The 16,062-nt window shown below is 61.6% G+C and carries 10 protein-coding genes; 1 reads left to right on the top strand and 9 read right to left on the bottom strand.

Annotated features, from left to right (window positions below; genetic code table 11):
* Nucleotides 1-83 precede the first annotated feature (83 nt).
* The 5 genes from RIN49_RS08945 to RIN49_RS08925 form a co-directional block, all read right to left on the bottom strand.
* Complete coding sequence (locus RIN49_RS08945) at nt 84-1,958, bottom strand: GH32 C-terminal domain-containing protein (protein ID WP_309119830.1); 1,875 nt, start codon at nt 1,956-1,958, stop codon at nt 84-86.
* 165 nt (nt 1,959-2,123) lie between these two features.
* On the bottom strand, nt 2,124-3,740 hold the full coding sequence (locus RIN49_RS08940; RefSeq protein WP_309119829.1) for a response regulator transcription factor: 1,617 nt from the start codon (nt 3,738-3,740) through the stop codon (nt 2,124-2,126).
* A gap of 4 nt (nt 3,741-3,744) precedes the next feature.
* A complete protein-coding gene (locus RIN49_RS08935; RefSeq protein WP_309119828.1) occupies nt 3,745-5,526 on the bottom strand; it encodes a cache domain-containing sensor histidine kinase in 1,782 nt (593 codons plus the stop codon).
* An 18-nt stretch (nt 5,527-5,544) separates the two neighbouring features.
* Nucleotides 5,545-6,897: an ABC transporter substrate-binding protein gene (locus tag RIN49_RS08930; RefSeq protein ID WP_309119827.1), complete on the bottom strand. Its 1,353-nt coding sequence runs from the start codon at nt 6,895-6,897 to the stop codon at nt 5,545-5,547.
* An 84-nt stretch (nt 6,898-6,981) separates the two neighbouring features.
* A complete protein-coding gene (locus tag RIN49_RS08925; protein WP_309119826.1) occupies nt 6,982-11,229 on the bottom strand; it encodes an RICIN domain-containing protein in 4,248 nt (1,415 codons plus the stop codon).
* A 162-nt stretch (nt 11,230-11,391) separates the two neighbouring features.
* On the opposite strand from RIN49_RS08925, the gene RIN49_RS08920 reads away from it, so the two are divergent.
* The gene (locus tag RIN49_RS08920) at nt 11,392-11,649 is read left to right on the top strand and encodes a hypothetical protein (protein WP_309119825.1); all 258 of its coding nucleotides are present in this window, start codon (nt 11,392-11,394) and stop codon (nt 11,647-11,649) included.
* 243 nt (nt 11,650-11,892) lie between these two features.
* On the opposite strand, the gene RIN49_RS08915 is transcribed toward RIN49_RS08920, so the two are convergent.
* From RIN49_RS08915 to RIN49_RS08900, 4 genes are all read right to left on the bottom strand, one after another.
* Entirely contained in the window at nt 11,893-13,002 is a 1,110-nt protein-coding gene (locus RIN49_RS08915; RefSeq protein ID WP_309120057.1) for a glycoside hydrolase family 76 protein, read from the bottom strand.
* A 31-nt stretch (nt 13,003-13,033) separates the two neighbouring features.
* Nucleotides 13,034-14,038, bottom strand: a complete 1,005-nt coding sequence (locus RIN49_RS08910) for a carbohydrate ABC transporter permease (RefSeq protein WP_309119824.1) — start codon at nt 14,036-14,038, stop codon at nt 13,034-13,036.
* A gap of 5 nt (nt 14,039-14,043) precedes the next feature.
* On the bottom strand, nt 14,044-15,000 hold the full coding sequence (locus tag RIN49_RS08905; RefSeq protein ID WP_309119823.1) for a carbohydrate ABC transporter permease: 957 nt from the start codon (nt 14,998-15,000) through the stop codon (nt 14,044-14,046).
* A gap of 22 nt (nt 15,001-15,022) precedes the next feature.
* On the bottom strand, nt 15,023-16,062 hold a 1,040-nt coding region (locus tag RIN49_RS08900), incomplete at its 5' end, for a DUF5696 domain-containing protein (protein WP_309119822.1).

The following is a 16,062-nucleotide window of genomic DNA, read 5'->3' as shown; positions in this document are numbered from 1 at the left end:
GCTTTAGTTAGTTAAGTTATAACAAATCGATGTCGCGATGGATTTCGATTCGCTCGGTTCGCGGCTTGCGATATGCTCGGATCTCACTCGCCTTCGACGAAGACGTTGATCGACCGCTCGACCGTTCCGTCCGCCGTCCTCGCGAGCAGCTCGGCGCTCCCCTCGAGCTTCCCCGTCGCGACGATCCCGCCGTCTTCGTTCGGCTGCACGTCGACGATCGCCGGATCGGTCGACGTCCACTCGATGCCCTGATCCGCCGCGTGCGGCAATACCGCCGAACGCAGCGGCACGGCTTCTTCTTCCTTCAGATGCAGGATGGTATGGCTGACCAGAATGCGTCGCGGCCGCTCGTCGTCCGGGTCCTCGTCCCGCCACACCGTGCGCATGGGATAGAACGCAGCCCGCTCGACGACGACGCCGGACGCGCTTGCGTCGGCGAACAGCTCCAGCCCGCGGCTCAGCGGGTCCGGGAAGATGATGGCGCTCATGACCGCCTCTCCGTCGTTCGCGAACACCTCCACCGTCGTGTCGTCCACGAACACCCGCAGCTTGAGCGTGCCTCCGCGAAGCGGCAGCGGCGCCGTCATTCGCTCGGCGAAATTCGCCTCGAAGCTTGCTTCCCCGGATCGCGTGCGATCGAGGAACAGCTCCTGCGCGGCGGCGTCGTAGCCGATAACCGTCTCCTGCTCCTCGCCGGTGCGCACCTTGAAGCCGAAGACGCCGCCGGATCCGGCTTCCGCCCGGAACGTCGCTTCCGTCTCGAAAGAAGCGCCTCGCAGCGCTTCGAACGGGTTCTCTCCGGCCTTCAGCTTCACGTTCTTCAGCGTCTTCCCTTCGCCGCGCAGCCGCTTCAGCTCCTCGATCGGCTCTTGCACGAGCCGCAGGCCTTCGCCGGGAACGTCCCGCAGCCGCAGCTCGCGCGGGATGCTCATGTTGCCCTTCCATACGCCGGTCGGCATCGCGAACGGGTACCGCCAGTTCGACATCCAGCCGAGCCAGATGCGGCGTCCGTCTTCCTCGGGGATATCGGAATACGAGATGGCCGCGTAGAAATCCTTGCCATGATCGGTCCAAAGCTTCACGGCCGGCAGGTTATCGTTCTTGAAGGTGTTGCCGTCAAAGGTACCGACGAAGTACTGCGCCTTGGAGCCCTTCGTCTGCGTGTTGTTGCCGAGGCTGACGGTCAGCACCCAGCGCTTCTCCGACGTTCCCTCGATCGGCAGCTCGAACAAATCCGGGCATTCCCAGACCGCGGCGTGCGAGCCGTGTCCGGGGCCGAATTCCCCGGTCCATTCCCATCGCTTCAAATCCGGCGAACGATAAAACCACACCTTCTTGTCGACCGACACGATCATGACCCACTTGCCGCTCGCCTCGTGCCAGAACACCTTAGGATCGCGAAAATCCTTTACGCCCGGGTTCGGAATGACGGGATTGCCCTCGTATTTCGTCCACGTCCTTCCTTTGTCCGCGCTATACGCGATGCTTTGAGATTGCAGGCCGTTCTTGAAATGCGTAAAAATCGCCACCAGTCCGGGCTTTCCGCCGAAGAAGCCGGTCGTATCGTGCCGATCGACGACGGCGCTGCCCGACCAGATGTCGCCGAGCTCGTCCTTCGGCAGCGCGAGCGGCCGATGCTCCCAGTGAAGCAAATCTTTGCTGATCGCGTGTCCCCACTGCCCGCTGCGCTGGTACATCTGGTGGTATTCGCCCTCGAAATACACCATGCCGTTCGGATCGCTCATGTTGGCGGTTTCCGGCGATAAGTGGTACTGCGGGCGATATTTCTCGGTATAGTAATCCGGGTCGGAGTCGTATTCGAACCCCTCGGGAAGCGTATAACTTGCCTCCGGCTCTTCGCGCCACGGCGACGCAGCCACGACGGCCGACAACGCCAGCGCGCCGCAGACGGTCGCGGCCGACCATCGGAACGCGCGCCGTTTCAGCAGCTGTTGCATGCGGGAATCCCTCTCCTTCTCGAAGTCTTGTGCCATTGTAACGGTCCCGCGGAACGTTTGATTTCGATTTGCTCGTGCCGGAAGTTTAAAAATGCTCGGATGGTTCCGTTCATCCGCTCCCCTCCATGAAAAAAGCCAGGATCTAAAATCGATCCTGGCTCGTATCTACCGGTTGCCTTCATGCTTCTCGCGATATTCCTTCGGACTCATGCCGTAGTACTTCTTGAAGGAGGTGCTGAAATAGCTCGCGCTGGAGTAGCCGGCGAGCATGGCGATATCCGTCAGCTTGAACTCGCCTTCCTTCAGAAGCTCGGCCGCCTTCCCCATGCGCAGCTTCGTCACGTAATCGCTGAACGTCATGCCGACGTGCTGCTTGAACAAGCCGGACAAATACGTCTCGTTCAGATGGAACATCGACGCGATCGAGGATAACGCAAGCTCGTAGCCGTAATTTTCCTCGACGTATCGGCGCACCGCCTCGATCAGCTTCTGTCCGCCGGTGTATCGCGTTTTCCGCACCTCTTCGGTCACCAACGACGTCAGCTCATCCAGCTGCTCCATCACCCGCTCGCGCGAGCTGTGCGTCCACACCGTCAGCTGGCAGCGGAGCAGATGCTGCTGCAGCGAGGCGTCGCCGAGCTCGAACTTCTTCGCTACGCTGTTGAACAGCTGCAAGATCCGGAACGCCGTGAACATGAAGGAGGCCATCGGCGTATCCCGGTCCGAGGCGAGCAGGGAGCGAATATGCTGCTTGAACGCGGTCAAGTCGAGTCCTTCGAGCATCGTCATCAGCTTGCGCTCCGTCTCCGTCGTGAAGGCATGCGTCAGCTCGGGGGCATGCGGCGAACCGCCCGGGGTCGTCTCTTCGATCGTGCTTAGGCTCCAGGACAGCATGCTCGAAGCGTACCCATGCTTCAGCTGCGCCAAATCCCGGAACGGCTCGCCGATGCCGACGACGCTGTCGAGGCGCAGATAACGCTTGATCTTCCGCTTCAGCTCCCGCGCGAAGCGATCCGCGTACGCCTCGTTCGCCCGCTGCTCGTCGAGCAGTACGAGCAGATGCAGCATCGCGGGGTGGCTGACGTCCTGAAACGGAAAGATGCGGCCCTCTTCCTCCGCGACCTCTCGAACGATCATCTGGAAGGAGAGCTGCAACAGGTCCTCCCGTTCCTGCCACTCCCCGAGCCGGCCCGCCGGGATGCGCATCTCGACGACCAGAAACTGCATCCGCCGCCCCTCGCCCGCGAGCGCGGAAAGCTGAAGCTGGTAGAGCCGTTCCTTCACCGTATCCGCGCTCATATTTTCGTGGTGGACGAGCTGCAGCAACGTCTGTTCCTGAAGAATCTTCAGCTGCTGCCGATTCCGGAGCTGATCGAGGTTGGCCCGATACTGCCGCCTTCGGTCGTCCTCCAGCTCGCTCGCCAAGCGGCTGAGCAGGTCCGTCAGTTCGCTGCGCCCGACCGGCTTCAGCAAGTAATCCTTCACCCCGAACCGAATCGCCGCCTTCATGTATTCGAAATCGGAATAGCCCGAAAGCACGACCGTCCGCATCAGCGGGTATCTTTCTTTACATGCCTTGATGAACGTGATGCCGTCCATCTGCGGCATGCGAACGTCGGTGATGATCAGATCGGGCAGCGCCCGCTCCTCAAGGATGCGCAGCGCTTCCTCGCCTCCCGAGGCTTCGTATTCGATGCGAAAACCGAGCGCTTCCCAATCGATCTTAGCTTTGATGCTGCCCCGCACCCCCGCCTCGTCGTCGACCAATAACACTTTATACATCCGTTCAGCTCCTTACTAAAGGCAATTGCAGCGCGATCGCCGTCCCTTCGCCGAGAGCGGATTCGATGCGAAGCGCGAAACGGTCCCCGTACATAAGCCGGCATCGCCCGATCACGTTCCGAAGGCCGATACTGCTCCCCCCGCTGTCGAGAATGCCGGCGGGATGTCCTTGCCGCGCGTCCGCCAGCAGGCTGTCGATCAGCTCCGGCGCCATGCCCGGTCCGTTGTCTCGAACGGTCAGCAGCAGGCGTTCGCCCTCCACGCGCGCGGACCAGGCGACGCGAGCGTTCTCCGCACGCTCGAGGCTGAATTTCACCGCGTTCTCGATAAGCGGCTGAAGAAGGAATTTCGGAATTCGAACGTCGTCCGCCTGCGCGTCCGCTTCGAAGTCGACGGTCAGCCGATCCTCGTACCTCAGCTTTAAGATGAATAAATAATCGCGCATATAGTCCAGCTCCTCTCGAACCTTTACGAGATCGCTGTTCAGGTTTAAGGAATAGCGCATCATCTTCCCGAGCGCTTCCGCGGCGTCCATTACGAGCTCCTCGCGCTTCATCGCCGCCAGCCCGCCGATAATTTCCAACGTATTATTGTAAAAATGCGGGTTGATCTGCAACAGCAGCGCTTTATATTCGGCGTTCTTCCGCCGCAGATTCGTCTCGAATTCCGTCTCGATCAGGTGGCGCAGGCGTTCCGTCATCGTTTCGAACGTTTGGGTCACGTACCCGATTTCGCTGTGTCCCGCCGTCGGAGCCGGCATCGTCTTCCGCGCTCGGGCGAAGTCGCCGCGTTCGACGTAACGCATCGCCTTCGCCATCGCGCTAAGCGGCTTCGTGACGCCGTGGGAGAGGAAGAACGCGGCGATGATGCCCAGGAGCAGCAGCACGCCGGAAAGCAGGAGCATCGTCCGGCTCGTGTCATCGATTTGCCGATACAGCTCCTTCTCCGGCACTTCGCCGACGATGATCCAATCCTGCAAGGGGAGCTTTCGATAAAACAGCAGATAGGTTTGCCCGTCCTGCCGAATCGGGAACACCCCGCTGACGGCCGACTCGTCGCTTTCCCGAACGGCGCGAAGCCCCGAAAGCAGCACGCCGCGGCGATCCTCCGTCTCTTGCCCCAGCACGCTCGTTCCGTCCCGGGTCAGCAGATACATCCTTCCCGTCACCCCGAAGTTGACGTTCTCGATCGCCTCGCGTAGCACGCGGGTCGGATAATTGATCTTGACGAAGCCGACCTCCCGCAGCGATTGCAGATGAACGAGCGGCAGCAGAAAGCTGTTCACGTCCCGGTCGGTCAAAATTTGATCCGCTTGATCCATGTCGCGATGCGCCTTCGTCCAGCGGACATTCCGCTGACGGAATTGTGAATGCCATTCGGTCAACAGGTAGCCCCTGTCTTGCGTCCAGAGCCCCCCGCCCTCCTCGGTATAAGCGCTGAGCGTGATGCCGTTGGAATTGTTGACGGCGAAGGAGGAGAAGTATTCCCGCAGCTTTCCCTTCGTTAATACGCGCTCCGCCGTCGTATTGTTCGCGCCGAGCTGCGTCGCCGCCCAGTCCTGCGTGATGCGGTTGCTCATGACCTGCGTCCCGATGTCCTCCACCTGCGTCAGCAGGGTGGTCGCATGCGACGCGAATTGCTCCATCGTCTGTGACGCCGACGTCTCGATCGAGTCGCGGATCGTCGCGGAGGACTCCCGATGCAGGACGTAAATTCCCATCGTGAACGGTACGATCAACAGGACGGAAAACATCAGCATCAACCTGCTTCGTAACGAATAGAACATCTCTCTCCCGCCCGCTCGTTATTTTTGCGAATCCAGAACGTTGTACGCTTCGTCTACCCGCCGAATCGCCTCGTTCACCGCGTCTTCGATTTCGCGTCCGCCGATCGTCACGTCTTCGAACACGCTGTTAACCGCCTCGGCCATCTGCGGGAATATCGGCGTGATCGGACGGGTTCGACCGTAACGCTGATTTTGCACGACGAAGATGTTCATCGGGTATTCGTTCAGTTCCTCGATCTCCTTCGCAACCGAATAACGGGCGGGAATATCCTTCGTAATGGTAACGTACGTCTTCTGGGACTCGTACCCCGTCAAGAAGTTGACGAATGTCCAAGCGGCGTCGGCGCGATCCGTTGCCGAAGAAATCGCGATCGCCCAACTGCCGTTGGCGACCGCTTGCTTTGCTTCCATGGGCAGCGGCGCCACGTCGTAGTCGACCCCGAGCTTAAAGTCCGGGAAATTGGCCGCGTAATGGGACAGCGACCACGAGCCTTCCACCGTCATCGCGAGATGCCCGTTCGCGAACGGGTCGGCCGGGTATTCGAACGCGGAAACCATTTCCTTATTATACAAATCCGCATAGAATCGAATCGCCCGGAGCGTCCCCGGCGAATCCAGATACCCTCGCATCGTCGTACCGTCGGGACTCATAATCTCCCCGCCGAATTGCCAGACGATCGGGTACTTGAAGTACGCCGTCGCTCCCGCGTTCTGAAAGCCTTGCGCGGGGTCGATTCCGTAGACGCCCTTCTCCCGATCGGTCAACGCTCGGGCCGCTTCCAGCACCTCCGTCCACGTCGCCGGCGACTCCGGATCGCCCGACGGGTAAGGGATCCCCTTGGCGTCGAATAAGCGTTTGTTATAAAAGAGCGCGATCGACGACTCCGTCATCGGCGCCATGTAAATTTCGTCTTTGTACGTATACGCCGCCATCGTGGACGCCGGAATATCGTCGAGCGCTCCGTCGTTCCGGAAATAACCGGTTAACGGCAGAAGCGCCCCGGCCTCTACGTAAGAGGCCATGTTGGGCGCGTCGATGCTCATAATATCCGGGGGCTCGCCCGAAGCGATCGCCGTCCGAAGCTTTGTATCGTAGTCGGAGTAGGGGTAGGGGGTCATCTCGATCGCGATGTTCGGATGCTTCTCCATGAAGCGGGCGACGAGCTGTTCGTACGCCGCGTTCTCCGCGTTGTTGCCGGAGTTGCGCCAGAAGGTCAGCGCGTCGCGTTCCGCGGGCGCGCGATCCCCTTCCTCGATCCCGGCGTCTTCCGTCTCCGCGCCCCGGTCCCCGCCGCAGCCGGCGAGCGCAACGGCTGCGGCTGCGAGAATGACCGTTAAGCATGTCTTCGGGTCTAGGTTTCTTCGTAGCATGGTACTGGTCTCCTCTCGTCGTGATGGGTTTCGTGTCGCCGCTGCCGCCGCCGTGCCGTTGCACCTGCCGTTGCCGCCTCCGTTCTACGGAGTACCCTTGAAGAACCTCCACTTCTGGGCGGCCGTTCCGTTGCCCCCGTTAAGCTGCACGTTCGTGCCGTCGGTTGTCCCGGCGTTCGCCGCGTCCAGCGCCTTCCCGCTTCTGGCGTCGAACAACGAGTAGGTGCCGTCGTCGTTCGGCACAATCGTCCACCGTTGATTCGCGTGACCGCCGTACGCCCAGACCTGTACGTTCGAGCCGTCCGCCTCGCCGGCCGCGTCCAGCGCTTTCCCGGCAGACCGCTCCGTCAGCGCGTAAGTGCCGTCCGACTCCGCGCTCAGCGTCCACTCCTGATTCGGATACCCCAGATACGTCCACAGCTGCACGTTCGAGCCGTTCGAGCTCCCGCTCGCGTCCAGCGCTTTGTCCGCGTTCGCATTCATAATCCGGTAAGCGGCGCCGTCCTCTAGCAGGGCCCGCCAGTACACGTTCTGGTAGCTTGCACGGCCGCCGAATGCGTTGAGGCCGAAATAGCCGGCGCCGAAAGTCGCGTCGTTGACGTCGATGACCGGCGCGGCGGCCCCGTTCACGTACACCTTCAGGTTCGTGCCCTCGGCGACGATTCGAATTCGATACGTCTTCGACGTCTGGAGAAACATAGGCACCTCAGCGAGCACCTGTCCGTTCGAGAAGGAACCGTTGATTTTGTAGAAAAGCCGCAGCTTTCGTAAATTCGGGTCGATATTTACATAATAACCGCTGGCGCCCGTCGCGTCCGCACGGAAAATAATGGATCCCGCCCCGCCCGCCGGATCCATCCGGACGTCGGCCTCGTACGTGAAATGATCGGCCGTTATATCGGACATATAGTTGCTGTCCTTATCGAACGAGCCCGTCATGCCGTCGGCGGTTTCGCGCCATACGCCCCCCGGCGTCGCGCGCCATCCCGTCAGGTTCGTGCGGAACGGCGCGCCCACCGCGACGACGGTCGAGCCGACGACCGCGCCGGACGCCGTCGTCGCCCGCACCGCAGCGAGGCCCCGGCCGACGGCCGTTATGTTCGCGCTGTTCGCGTCGACCGCAGCCACGGCGGCCACGGACGGGTTGCTAGAGGTCCAGATCAGGCTGCGATCGGTCGCGGTCCGCGGCAAGACGTTCGCGAACAGCCGATGCGTCTCTCCCGCGCTCAGTTCGAGCCGGCTTCGGTCCATGACGACCTTCTCCGGCGAAGATCCCGCCGGCGGTTCGTTCCGCCACGTATTCCCGAGCGGATACACCTGCAGCGATACGATGCGCACGTCGCCGCCCATCGCGTAGAAGCTCATGCCGTCGCGCGCCGCGTCCGGAAAAATCAGCTCCGAGAAGACGACTTTCCCGCCGCCTCCGAACAGCTCGATCGACGACTCGTCGACGAAAACTCGCATGCGGATGCGGCCGTTTTCCGGCTCCAGCGGGGCTTGCCGCCAACCGGTGAAGCGCTCCGTAAAGTCGTCGCTGCCGCTTTCGGTGCGGTTTACGAAGAGAATCCCTTCGCCCGGCTTGTAGCCGACGAAGGTGCGCTGCTCGCCTCCCTCGCGGAGCCGGAAGCCGAACTCCGAAGCTCCGCCGGCCGCGGGAATTTCGAATTCGCCGACGATCTCGTACGCGGTCCCGCTCCAGTCGGCGAGCACGTCGGGCGAGGTCGGCGTCACCGTCAAATCGTTCCACGAGCCGCCTGCGCCGCGCAACGCCTCCAGTTCCGCGATCGGCCTCTGAATCAGCCGAATTCCCTGGCCCGGAACCGTCTCCAACGTCAGCGATCTAGGGACGGACATCTGGCCCTTCCACGGCGCCGTCGGCGCGCTGAACGGATAATCCCAGTTCGACATCCAACCGAGCGAGATGCGCCGCCCGTCGGCGGCCGGAATATCGGAGAACGACATCGCCGCGTACATATCCTTGCCCCAATCGACCCGAAGCGTTGCGGACGGCGGATGGTCGCTCGCGAACGTCGTGCCGTCGAAGTCGCCGACGAAATATTCCATCGCCGATCCGTCCGTCTGCGTCACGGCGCCCGTGCTGATCATAAGCACCCATCGCCGGTCCGCGTCGTTGCCGTCCACAGGCAGCTGGAACAGGTCCGGACACTCCCATACGCCGCCGTGCACATAGTCGCCGTATCCGAATGCGCTCGCATACGACCAATGAAGCAGATTCGTCGACGTGTAGAACCGGATATGGTCGCCGCCGGAGACGACCATCACCCATTGGCTCCGGTCCGCATCCCACACGACCTTCGGATCGCGGAAATCCCAGTCGCCTTGCGGACCGCCCGGGTTTTCGACGACAGGATTCCCGTCGTACAGCTCCCACGTCCTTCCCCGGTCGCGACTGTACGCCAGTCCGATCTTCTGATTGCCGTTCGGTCGATCCGGATGATAGGACGTATAATAAGCAACGAGTCCAGAGCCGCCGTCGAACAAACCGGACGCGTCGCTCGCGTCGACCACGGCCGCTCCCGACCAAGCCTGCCCCATATCATGCCAAGGGATGGCGATCGGGAGATGCTTCCAATGCAGCAGATCGGCGCTGACCGCGTGCTGCCACCGTCCGTCGCCTTGATGAAACAGATGGTATTCGCCTTCATAGTAGACAAGCCCGTTCGGGTCCGCGACCGGCGTTCGCGCTTGCGTGAAATGATACTGCGGCCGATAAAGCTCCGCGTAATATTCGTCAAGCTTCGTAACGAAGACGTTCTGGAAATAAGCCGCGCCGTTATAGGCGTTCAACCCGACCTTCCCCGCCGCGTAACTCGCATTCGCGACGTCGATGACCGGCGCCGCCTCTCCGTCGAAGAACACCCGAATGCGCGGTCCGTCGACGACCGCCTCCAGCCGATACCGCACCCCCGCTTCGATGCTCCGGCTCGCGGAGGCGATCGTCGTGCCGCTGCCCGCAAGGAAGAGCCGGACGACGTCGGCGTTCGGATCGATGTTGACGACGTAGCCCGCGGTGCCGGTATCGTTCGCCCGGAAGACGAGCGCCGCCGTCCCGAACGGCGTCCCCGAATCCACCGTCAAGTCGCCTTCCATGACGAAGCTTTCGTACGTGCCTTCGGCGAGCCGATACGTATCCGACGCGTCGACGCTCGACGCCTTGACGCCGTCGATATGCGGCGTCCACGACCCGCCGACGGCGTTCCATCCGTGCAGATTCGTATTCAGATCGCTGATCCGGACGTGCTGGAACGTCGCGCTCCCGTTATAGACCGACAGCCCGACGCGACCGCCGCCGTGGCTCGCATCCGTCGCCGTCAGGATCGGATCGTAACCGTTCGTCGGCGGCAAGAAGCTCGACTGCCAATGCACGCGCAGCTCGTCGCCGGACGCGCGAACGCGCACGCGGTACAGCGTCCCGGTCTCGACCGGGACGTCGGCCGTCGCTAGCGTCGCGTCGCCGTCGATGCGATAGAGCCGAATACGGTCCAGATTCGGATCCGCTTGCAACGCATAGCCGGCGCTGCCGGCGACGTTCGTTCGGAAGAGGAGGGTCCCGACCGCATAGGGGTCGTGCAGCATCATCTCCGCCTCGTAGGTAAAATCGTCGGCCGCGACGTCCGCGGTCGCCAAGCTGTTCTGACCGCTCGACGCGGTCGCCCGCCATCCGTCCGACGCGATCGACCAGGTTCCTCCCGACGTCGTCCATCCGGAGAGGTTGGTCGATACCTCGTGCGATCGCACCCGTTGGAACGACGCCGAACCGTTATACACATGGAATCCGCTTCGTCCGTGCGCGTAAGTCGAATCCGACGCGACGATCGCCTCCGCGCCGTCGAGCGCGACCCGGATCGACGATCCGTCCGCCTCGACGCTCAACCGATACGTCGCGCCCGCGTCCAACGGAGCTTGATAAGCCGAACCGATGTCGTTCCCGGTGGCCGCGTCGAACAGGCGCAACCGATCGAGATTCGGGTCCAAGCTGACGAGGTAGCCCTCGCCGCCGTCCTCGGCGGCGCGAAACGCCAGCGAAGCGACGCCGTACGGCGTGGCGGCGTCTACCGTCACGTCGGCTGCCAGGATAAATTTCGAGCCCGTCAAGGAAGTCGTCATGGCCATTGCGTTCGCGTTCGGATCGCTCGTTCCCGTCAGCCCTTCGCCCGCCGTCTCCGTCCATGCCCCCGAGATCGGCAAATATCCCGGCGCGTTCGTATCGACGAACGCCGCGCTCGCCGTTCCTCCGCCTATCGCGCTCGACAGACCGACAAGGACCGCCAGCGCGCAGGATCGGACGGTAGGCCGCCTGTTTCGTATCACCCGCGATCTCCCCCTAACATACCGGTGTTGTTCCGGTTCGCATCATGAAGGCGTTTGCAAAAAGGCCCTTTCTTTCTCGCTTCCGTCTCCCGCCTATTTTCTTTCATTGTAGCGAGGGGAAGCCGCGAATCCATTCAATATGCTCTGGAGTTTTGATTCGATTTGCTCATGTCCGCGGACCATCCCGCCGCCGACGTCCAACTGCTCGGCGCTGAGCGACGCGACCTGCTCGGAGGCCGCCGACGCTTCCTCCGCGACCGCGCCGACGTTCGCCATCGCCGCGGCCATCTCGACTGCGATCGGTCGAGCCCCCGGATCGCTTCCGACGCCAGCGCCAGCGTCTCGGCGAAATGCCGCATCTCCTCCTTTACCGCGAGGAAGATGCCGATCGCCTCCTTCCCGGCGTCGGACTGCGACTGAACTTGCCGCTGGTTGTTCGACAAAGGAGAGGTAAACCATATTCAAAGCTGCCGGGCCAGATTTTTAACTGAGGACCCGCCACCTTCCCGGCAACGTGATGCGCAGCATCCCACTGAACCCAACCTGAGTAAAGGGAATCACCTTGGAAAGACACTCGGACCACGATTGCAAGAGCGATAGCCAGCAAAACAAAGGGACCCGCCGCATAGCAGCAGGTCCCTTCAACTCTTTTTCCGCTCCCCTTTACCGCCCCTCCAACCGTTCGAGCTTCGCCGCCGCCTCCAACAGGAACACCCCGCTCAGCTGCACGGTCAGGTCGAGCGGCTCCTCATGCGGTCGATCCCACGCGGTGCCGAACAAGCCGACGTCCTGCGTACTGCCCTTCGCGAGCAGCGCGTCCGCGTTGTGGTAGATCGCGTCCCGGATTCGTTCGCTGCCGCCGGCTTCGTACAAGTTCGCGAGATAGCGGAGCAGGATGCCCTTGAACAGGCCGCCGTCGCCGGTCCCCTCGCTCTTCATGACGCCCGTGGCATCGTCCGAATGATGCTTCAGCGCGGCCGCGGCCGTCTTCTCCGCATCCGCCAAGTACGCTTCGTCGCCCGTAATCTTATAAAGCTCCACCGCCGCGCCGAGGAACGTCCCGTTGTTATACGTGAAGATCCAATCGCGATTGACGTTCAGCCGCCCGTCGTCCTCCAGCACGAGGCCGTCGTAGACGAGGCCGCTCGCCGGATCGACTAAATGCGTCTTCTCCCACTCGTAAATCTTCTTCGCCCAAGCGAGATCCGCCTCGTCGCCGAAGCGATCGTACAAGCGAGCCGCGAGAATCGCCGCGGGGCCGTTCGAGCAGGCGTTGCGGTTGTGACGCTGATCCTTCTTCCACGCCATGCCGCCCAGCTCGTCTTCCCACCACGCCGTCTTAATGTCGCCCCACAGCTTCAGGACGTATCCCTTCATCGTCTCGTCGCCCGTCGCGTCGTACAGCCGCAGCGCCGACAACGCCAGCCACTCCATGTCGTCGTAAAATTCGTTGTACAGCGACCCGTTGCGCTTGATGATGCTCTTGACGATCAAGGCCGCTTTCTCCGCATACGCCTCGTCGCCGGTGCGCTCGTAGGCGTCCACCATCGCGTCGACGGCATGCGCCTTCCACCAATAGTTGAGATGCCCTTCCCGCTCCTCCGCGTACGGATAGGCGTTGTTCATCCCCGAAGCGCCGTCGTTCCAGTAATGCTCCAGCAGGGCGTCCGCCGCCCATTGCGCGGCCGGTCCGTACCGGTCGTCCTCACCCGGTTTCGAGCCGCAGCCCGCGAGGAACGCCCCGCCGAGCAGGACGATGCTCATCATTTTCATAAGCTTCACTGTACCGTTCCCTTCCTAGAGATTACCCGACGATGCCGCTATGCTCGATGCCTTCGACCAAATACTTCTGCGCGAACAAATACATCACGATCAAGGGCGCGAGCACGAGCAGCGACATCGTGTTCGTCAGCGTCGAGGTGAGCGGCTGGCCCGACTTCAACCCGACGGTCGCCCCTTCCAGCATCAGCCCCTCGAAGCCGACGAGCAGCGAGTTCGACAACAGCTTGATCTGGCTGAAAAACATGGAGGAGTAGAAGCTGTCCGTCCACTGCCACGAGAAGGAGAACAACAGCACCGTAATCATCATGGAAGCGGAGAGCGGCAGAAGAATCGTCCCGAACGTGCGGAACAGCCCCGAGCCGTCCACGTACGCGGCCTCTTCCAGCTCCTTCGGAATGCCTTTGAAATATTGCCGCATGATTAAGATATAAAGCCCGTTCTTAAACCCGAAGCCGGTCAGCGACAGAATCGCGAGCGGCCAGATCGAGTCGATCAGGCGCACCGTGCCGCCCGAGATGGCGGACAGAATCCCGTACAGGTCGAAGAAGCTGAACTTCAAGTACAGCGAAATCATATACGTCTGCGGCGGGATGAGGATCGTGAACACGACGAGCGCGAAGACGAGCCCCCGTCCCTTGAAGCGGAAGCGCGCGAGCCCGTATCCGACGAACGTGCAGACGAGCATCTGCAGGACGCCGCATAGGACGGCGATGCCGAACGTATTTTTCAACCCTGCGAAGTAGTTCGTATACTTGATCGCGAGCCGATAATTGAACAGCGTCGGCTCCCGGGGGATGAATCGCACCGTGCCGTCGATCAAGTCCTGTTGGCTCATGAAGCTGTTGGTCAGCTTGAACAGCAGCGGGTACAGGATCAGGAACGCGAGCCCGATCAGCAGCAAATACCGCACGATCGACCACGCGAGTCCGAGCCAGAACGCGGCGCTCGAAGCTTTGCCGCGCCACCGCCGGACCCACGCCGCCGGAACGACGGACGACGCCGTCTTGTTGGTCTGTATGACGCTCATCGCCATCACTCCTTGGATTGATAAAAGACGAATCGACTCGCAACGAGGCCGATGAGGGCGAGGAACACGCCCGCGACCAGGAAATACACCCACGCCATCGCCGACGCCGTACCGTATTCGCCGATCCGCATGGATGCCGTAATGCCGTTCATGATCGCGTTCGTGCTGCCGGTGAACGAATCGATGACCGAATAGATGATGTTGACCAGGATGAGCGGGCTGAGCAGCGGGAACGTAATTTTCCAGAAGCACTCCCACCCCGAGCAGCCCTCGATCTTGGCCGCCTCGTAGATCGAGGACGAGATCGCCTGTAAGCCCGCCAGGAAAATCAAAATCTGAACGCCCGAGTGGTTCACGACGTTGTAGATGTTTTCCGCGGCGCCGACCGTCAGGTTGACGAGCGCGGGGCTGAAGTCGAACATCTGGTACATGTACCGCCGGAGCTCCAAGCCGCTGAACAGTCCGCCCGACATCGACTGCATCGACGCGATGCCGTTGTCGATGCCTTGAACGCCTTGATATGCGTTCAGGACGGAGTTGCGCATATCCGCCTTGTCGATGATGCCGGTGGCGAGGATGACCGGAACGAAGAAGATCGCCCGGAACACCCCGCGGCCGCGCATCTTCTGATTGAGCAGTACGGCGATGAACAAGCTGTACATGACGAGAATCGGAATGTCGAACAGCATGTTGCGCACGGCGTCGAACAGCTGTCGATTGAAGTTCGGATCGACCCGAAGAATATGGAAATAGTTGTCCAGCCGGACGAATTCGGCCGTGTACCCGCCGAGCGGCTCCACTTTGACGTCCATGAAGCTGAATCGGAAGGAATCGATGAAGATCCCGAGAAACAGCAGAAGAAATCCGACGACGAACGGGCTGACGAACACCCACCCCATGAGGTCCCGCTTCTCCGTTACCGTTCGTCTCCGCAGTCTTTGGATTCTTTGCAATCGTAGCATGTCGTGTATCCCTCCTCTCCGCTTACGGCGTCATAACCGCGTAATCGACCGGCCCGATCGTCGCGCCGTCGACCGACACCGCTTCGTCCCGGTAGTTGACGACGATCCGCTTGCCGCCCGCGAACGTCGTCCGATACACGTCTTCGTCCAGCCGCTCGTGATCGACGATCGCTTCGTCCTGCACGTCGCGCAGCGCCCCGTCGACTTCCGCATAGATCGACGCCGCGTCTTCCTTCCACTCGTCGAAGGAGGACGCGTAGCGTTCGTTGAACAAATTCGCGTGCTTCAGCTCGCGGTTATCCCCTGCGTTCAGCTTGAAGTAGACGCCGCCGCCGGTTTCCAGCGTCTTCAGCACGGCGCGGCGTACGTCGTTCGTCAGGTTGAGCGGCTCTCCGGCGTACCCAATGTACCCGTGCAGCGCGATCTGCAGGAACGGCACGGTTTGGTCGGCCACGGCGAACGAGCTGTCCTCCGTCGGCAGGCGCAGGATATGGTCCGCATACGGGAACGTGTACGCGTTGCCGAAGTCGGTTAGGATCGCGCCGTACTCCGACGACGCCTTCGCGAGGACGCTCGTCTGGTAGCCTTGGGCCTCTTGACGGTTCGTGGCGCGGTTCGTTTTGAAATTCGAGTGCAGTCCTTCCCCGAGGGTCGACAAGGACATCGCGTCGAGCCCTAAGGAGCGATAAGCTTTGGAAAACGATTCGTAATACCCGGGCAGCTTCCTCGGATCGAGAATCCATTCGTTGTTCTCGTATTCGAGCTCGGCGGGACTCAAAAAAGCGTTATAGCCGATCTTCTGGAACAGCGTCCGGATCGAATCTTGCTTCGGCGTAAACCCGTCGAACCAACGGTTGTCGGATACGTACAAGAAGTCGACGTCCGGAAATAGCTGCGCGCCCGCGCCGCTCGCCTGCTCCGACAGCCGGCGCAGTCCCGCCGCGCCGCCTAACGCCTTCTCCGTCTTCATGTCCGCGGGCGCCGTATGGAAGAAGCCGCCGTTGTACCAGGCGGTGTAGCGCAGCTTGACGCTGCCGACGCCGCGCGCGGCCAGCTCCTCCA

The organism is Paenibacillus sp., from assembly GCF_031177825.1.
In the GTDB taxonomy this organism is placed as follows: Bacteria; Bacillota; Bacilli; order Paenibacillales; family YIM-B00363; genus Paenibacillus_AE.
The sequence above is the reverse complement of the archived record's forward strand: the minus strand, read 5'-3'. Positions and strand labels throughout refer to the sequence as shown.

Coding starts and splice junctions, on each gene's coding strand:
- RIN49_RS08945 (WP_309119830.1), bottom strand. CDS start 1,958: ATGCAACAGCTGCTGAAACGGCGCGCGTTCCGATGGTCGGCCGCGACC.
- RIN49_RS08940 (WP_309119829.1), bottom strand. CDS start 3,740: ATGTATAAAGTGTTATTGGTCGACGACGAGGCGGGGGTGCGGGGCAGC.
- RIN49_RS08935 (WP_309119828.1), bottom strand. CDS start 5,526: ATGTTCTATTCGTTACGAAGCAGGTTGATGCTGATGTTTTCCGTCCTG.
- RIN49_RS08930 (WP_309119827.1), bottom strand. CDS start 6,897: ATGCTACGAAGAAACCTAGACCCGAAGACATGCTTAACGGTCATTCTC.
- RIN49_RS08915 (WP_309120057.1), bottom strand. CDS start 13,002: ATGAAAATGATGAGCATCGTCCTGCTCGGCGGGGCGTTCCTCGCGGGC.
- RIN49_RS08910 (WP_309119824.1), bottom strand. CDS start 14,038: ATGAGCGTCATACAGACCAACAAGACGGCGTCGTCCGTCGTTCCGGCG.
- RIN49_RS08905 (WP_309119823.1), bottom strand. CDS start 15,000: ATGCTACGATTGCAAAGAATCCAAAGACTGCGGAGACGAACGGTAACG.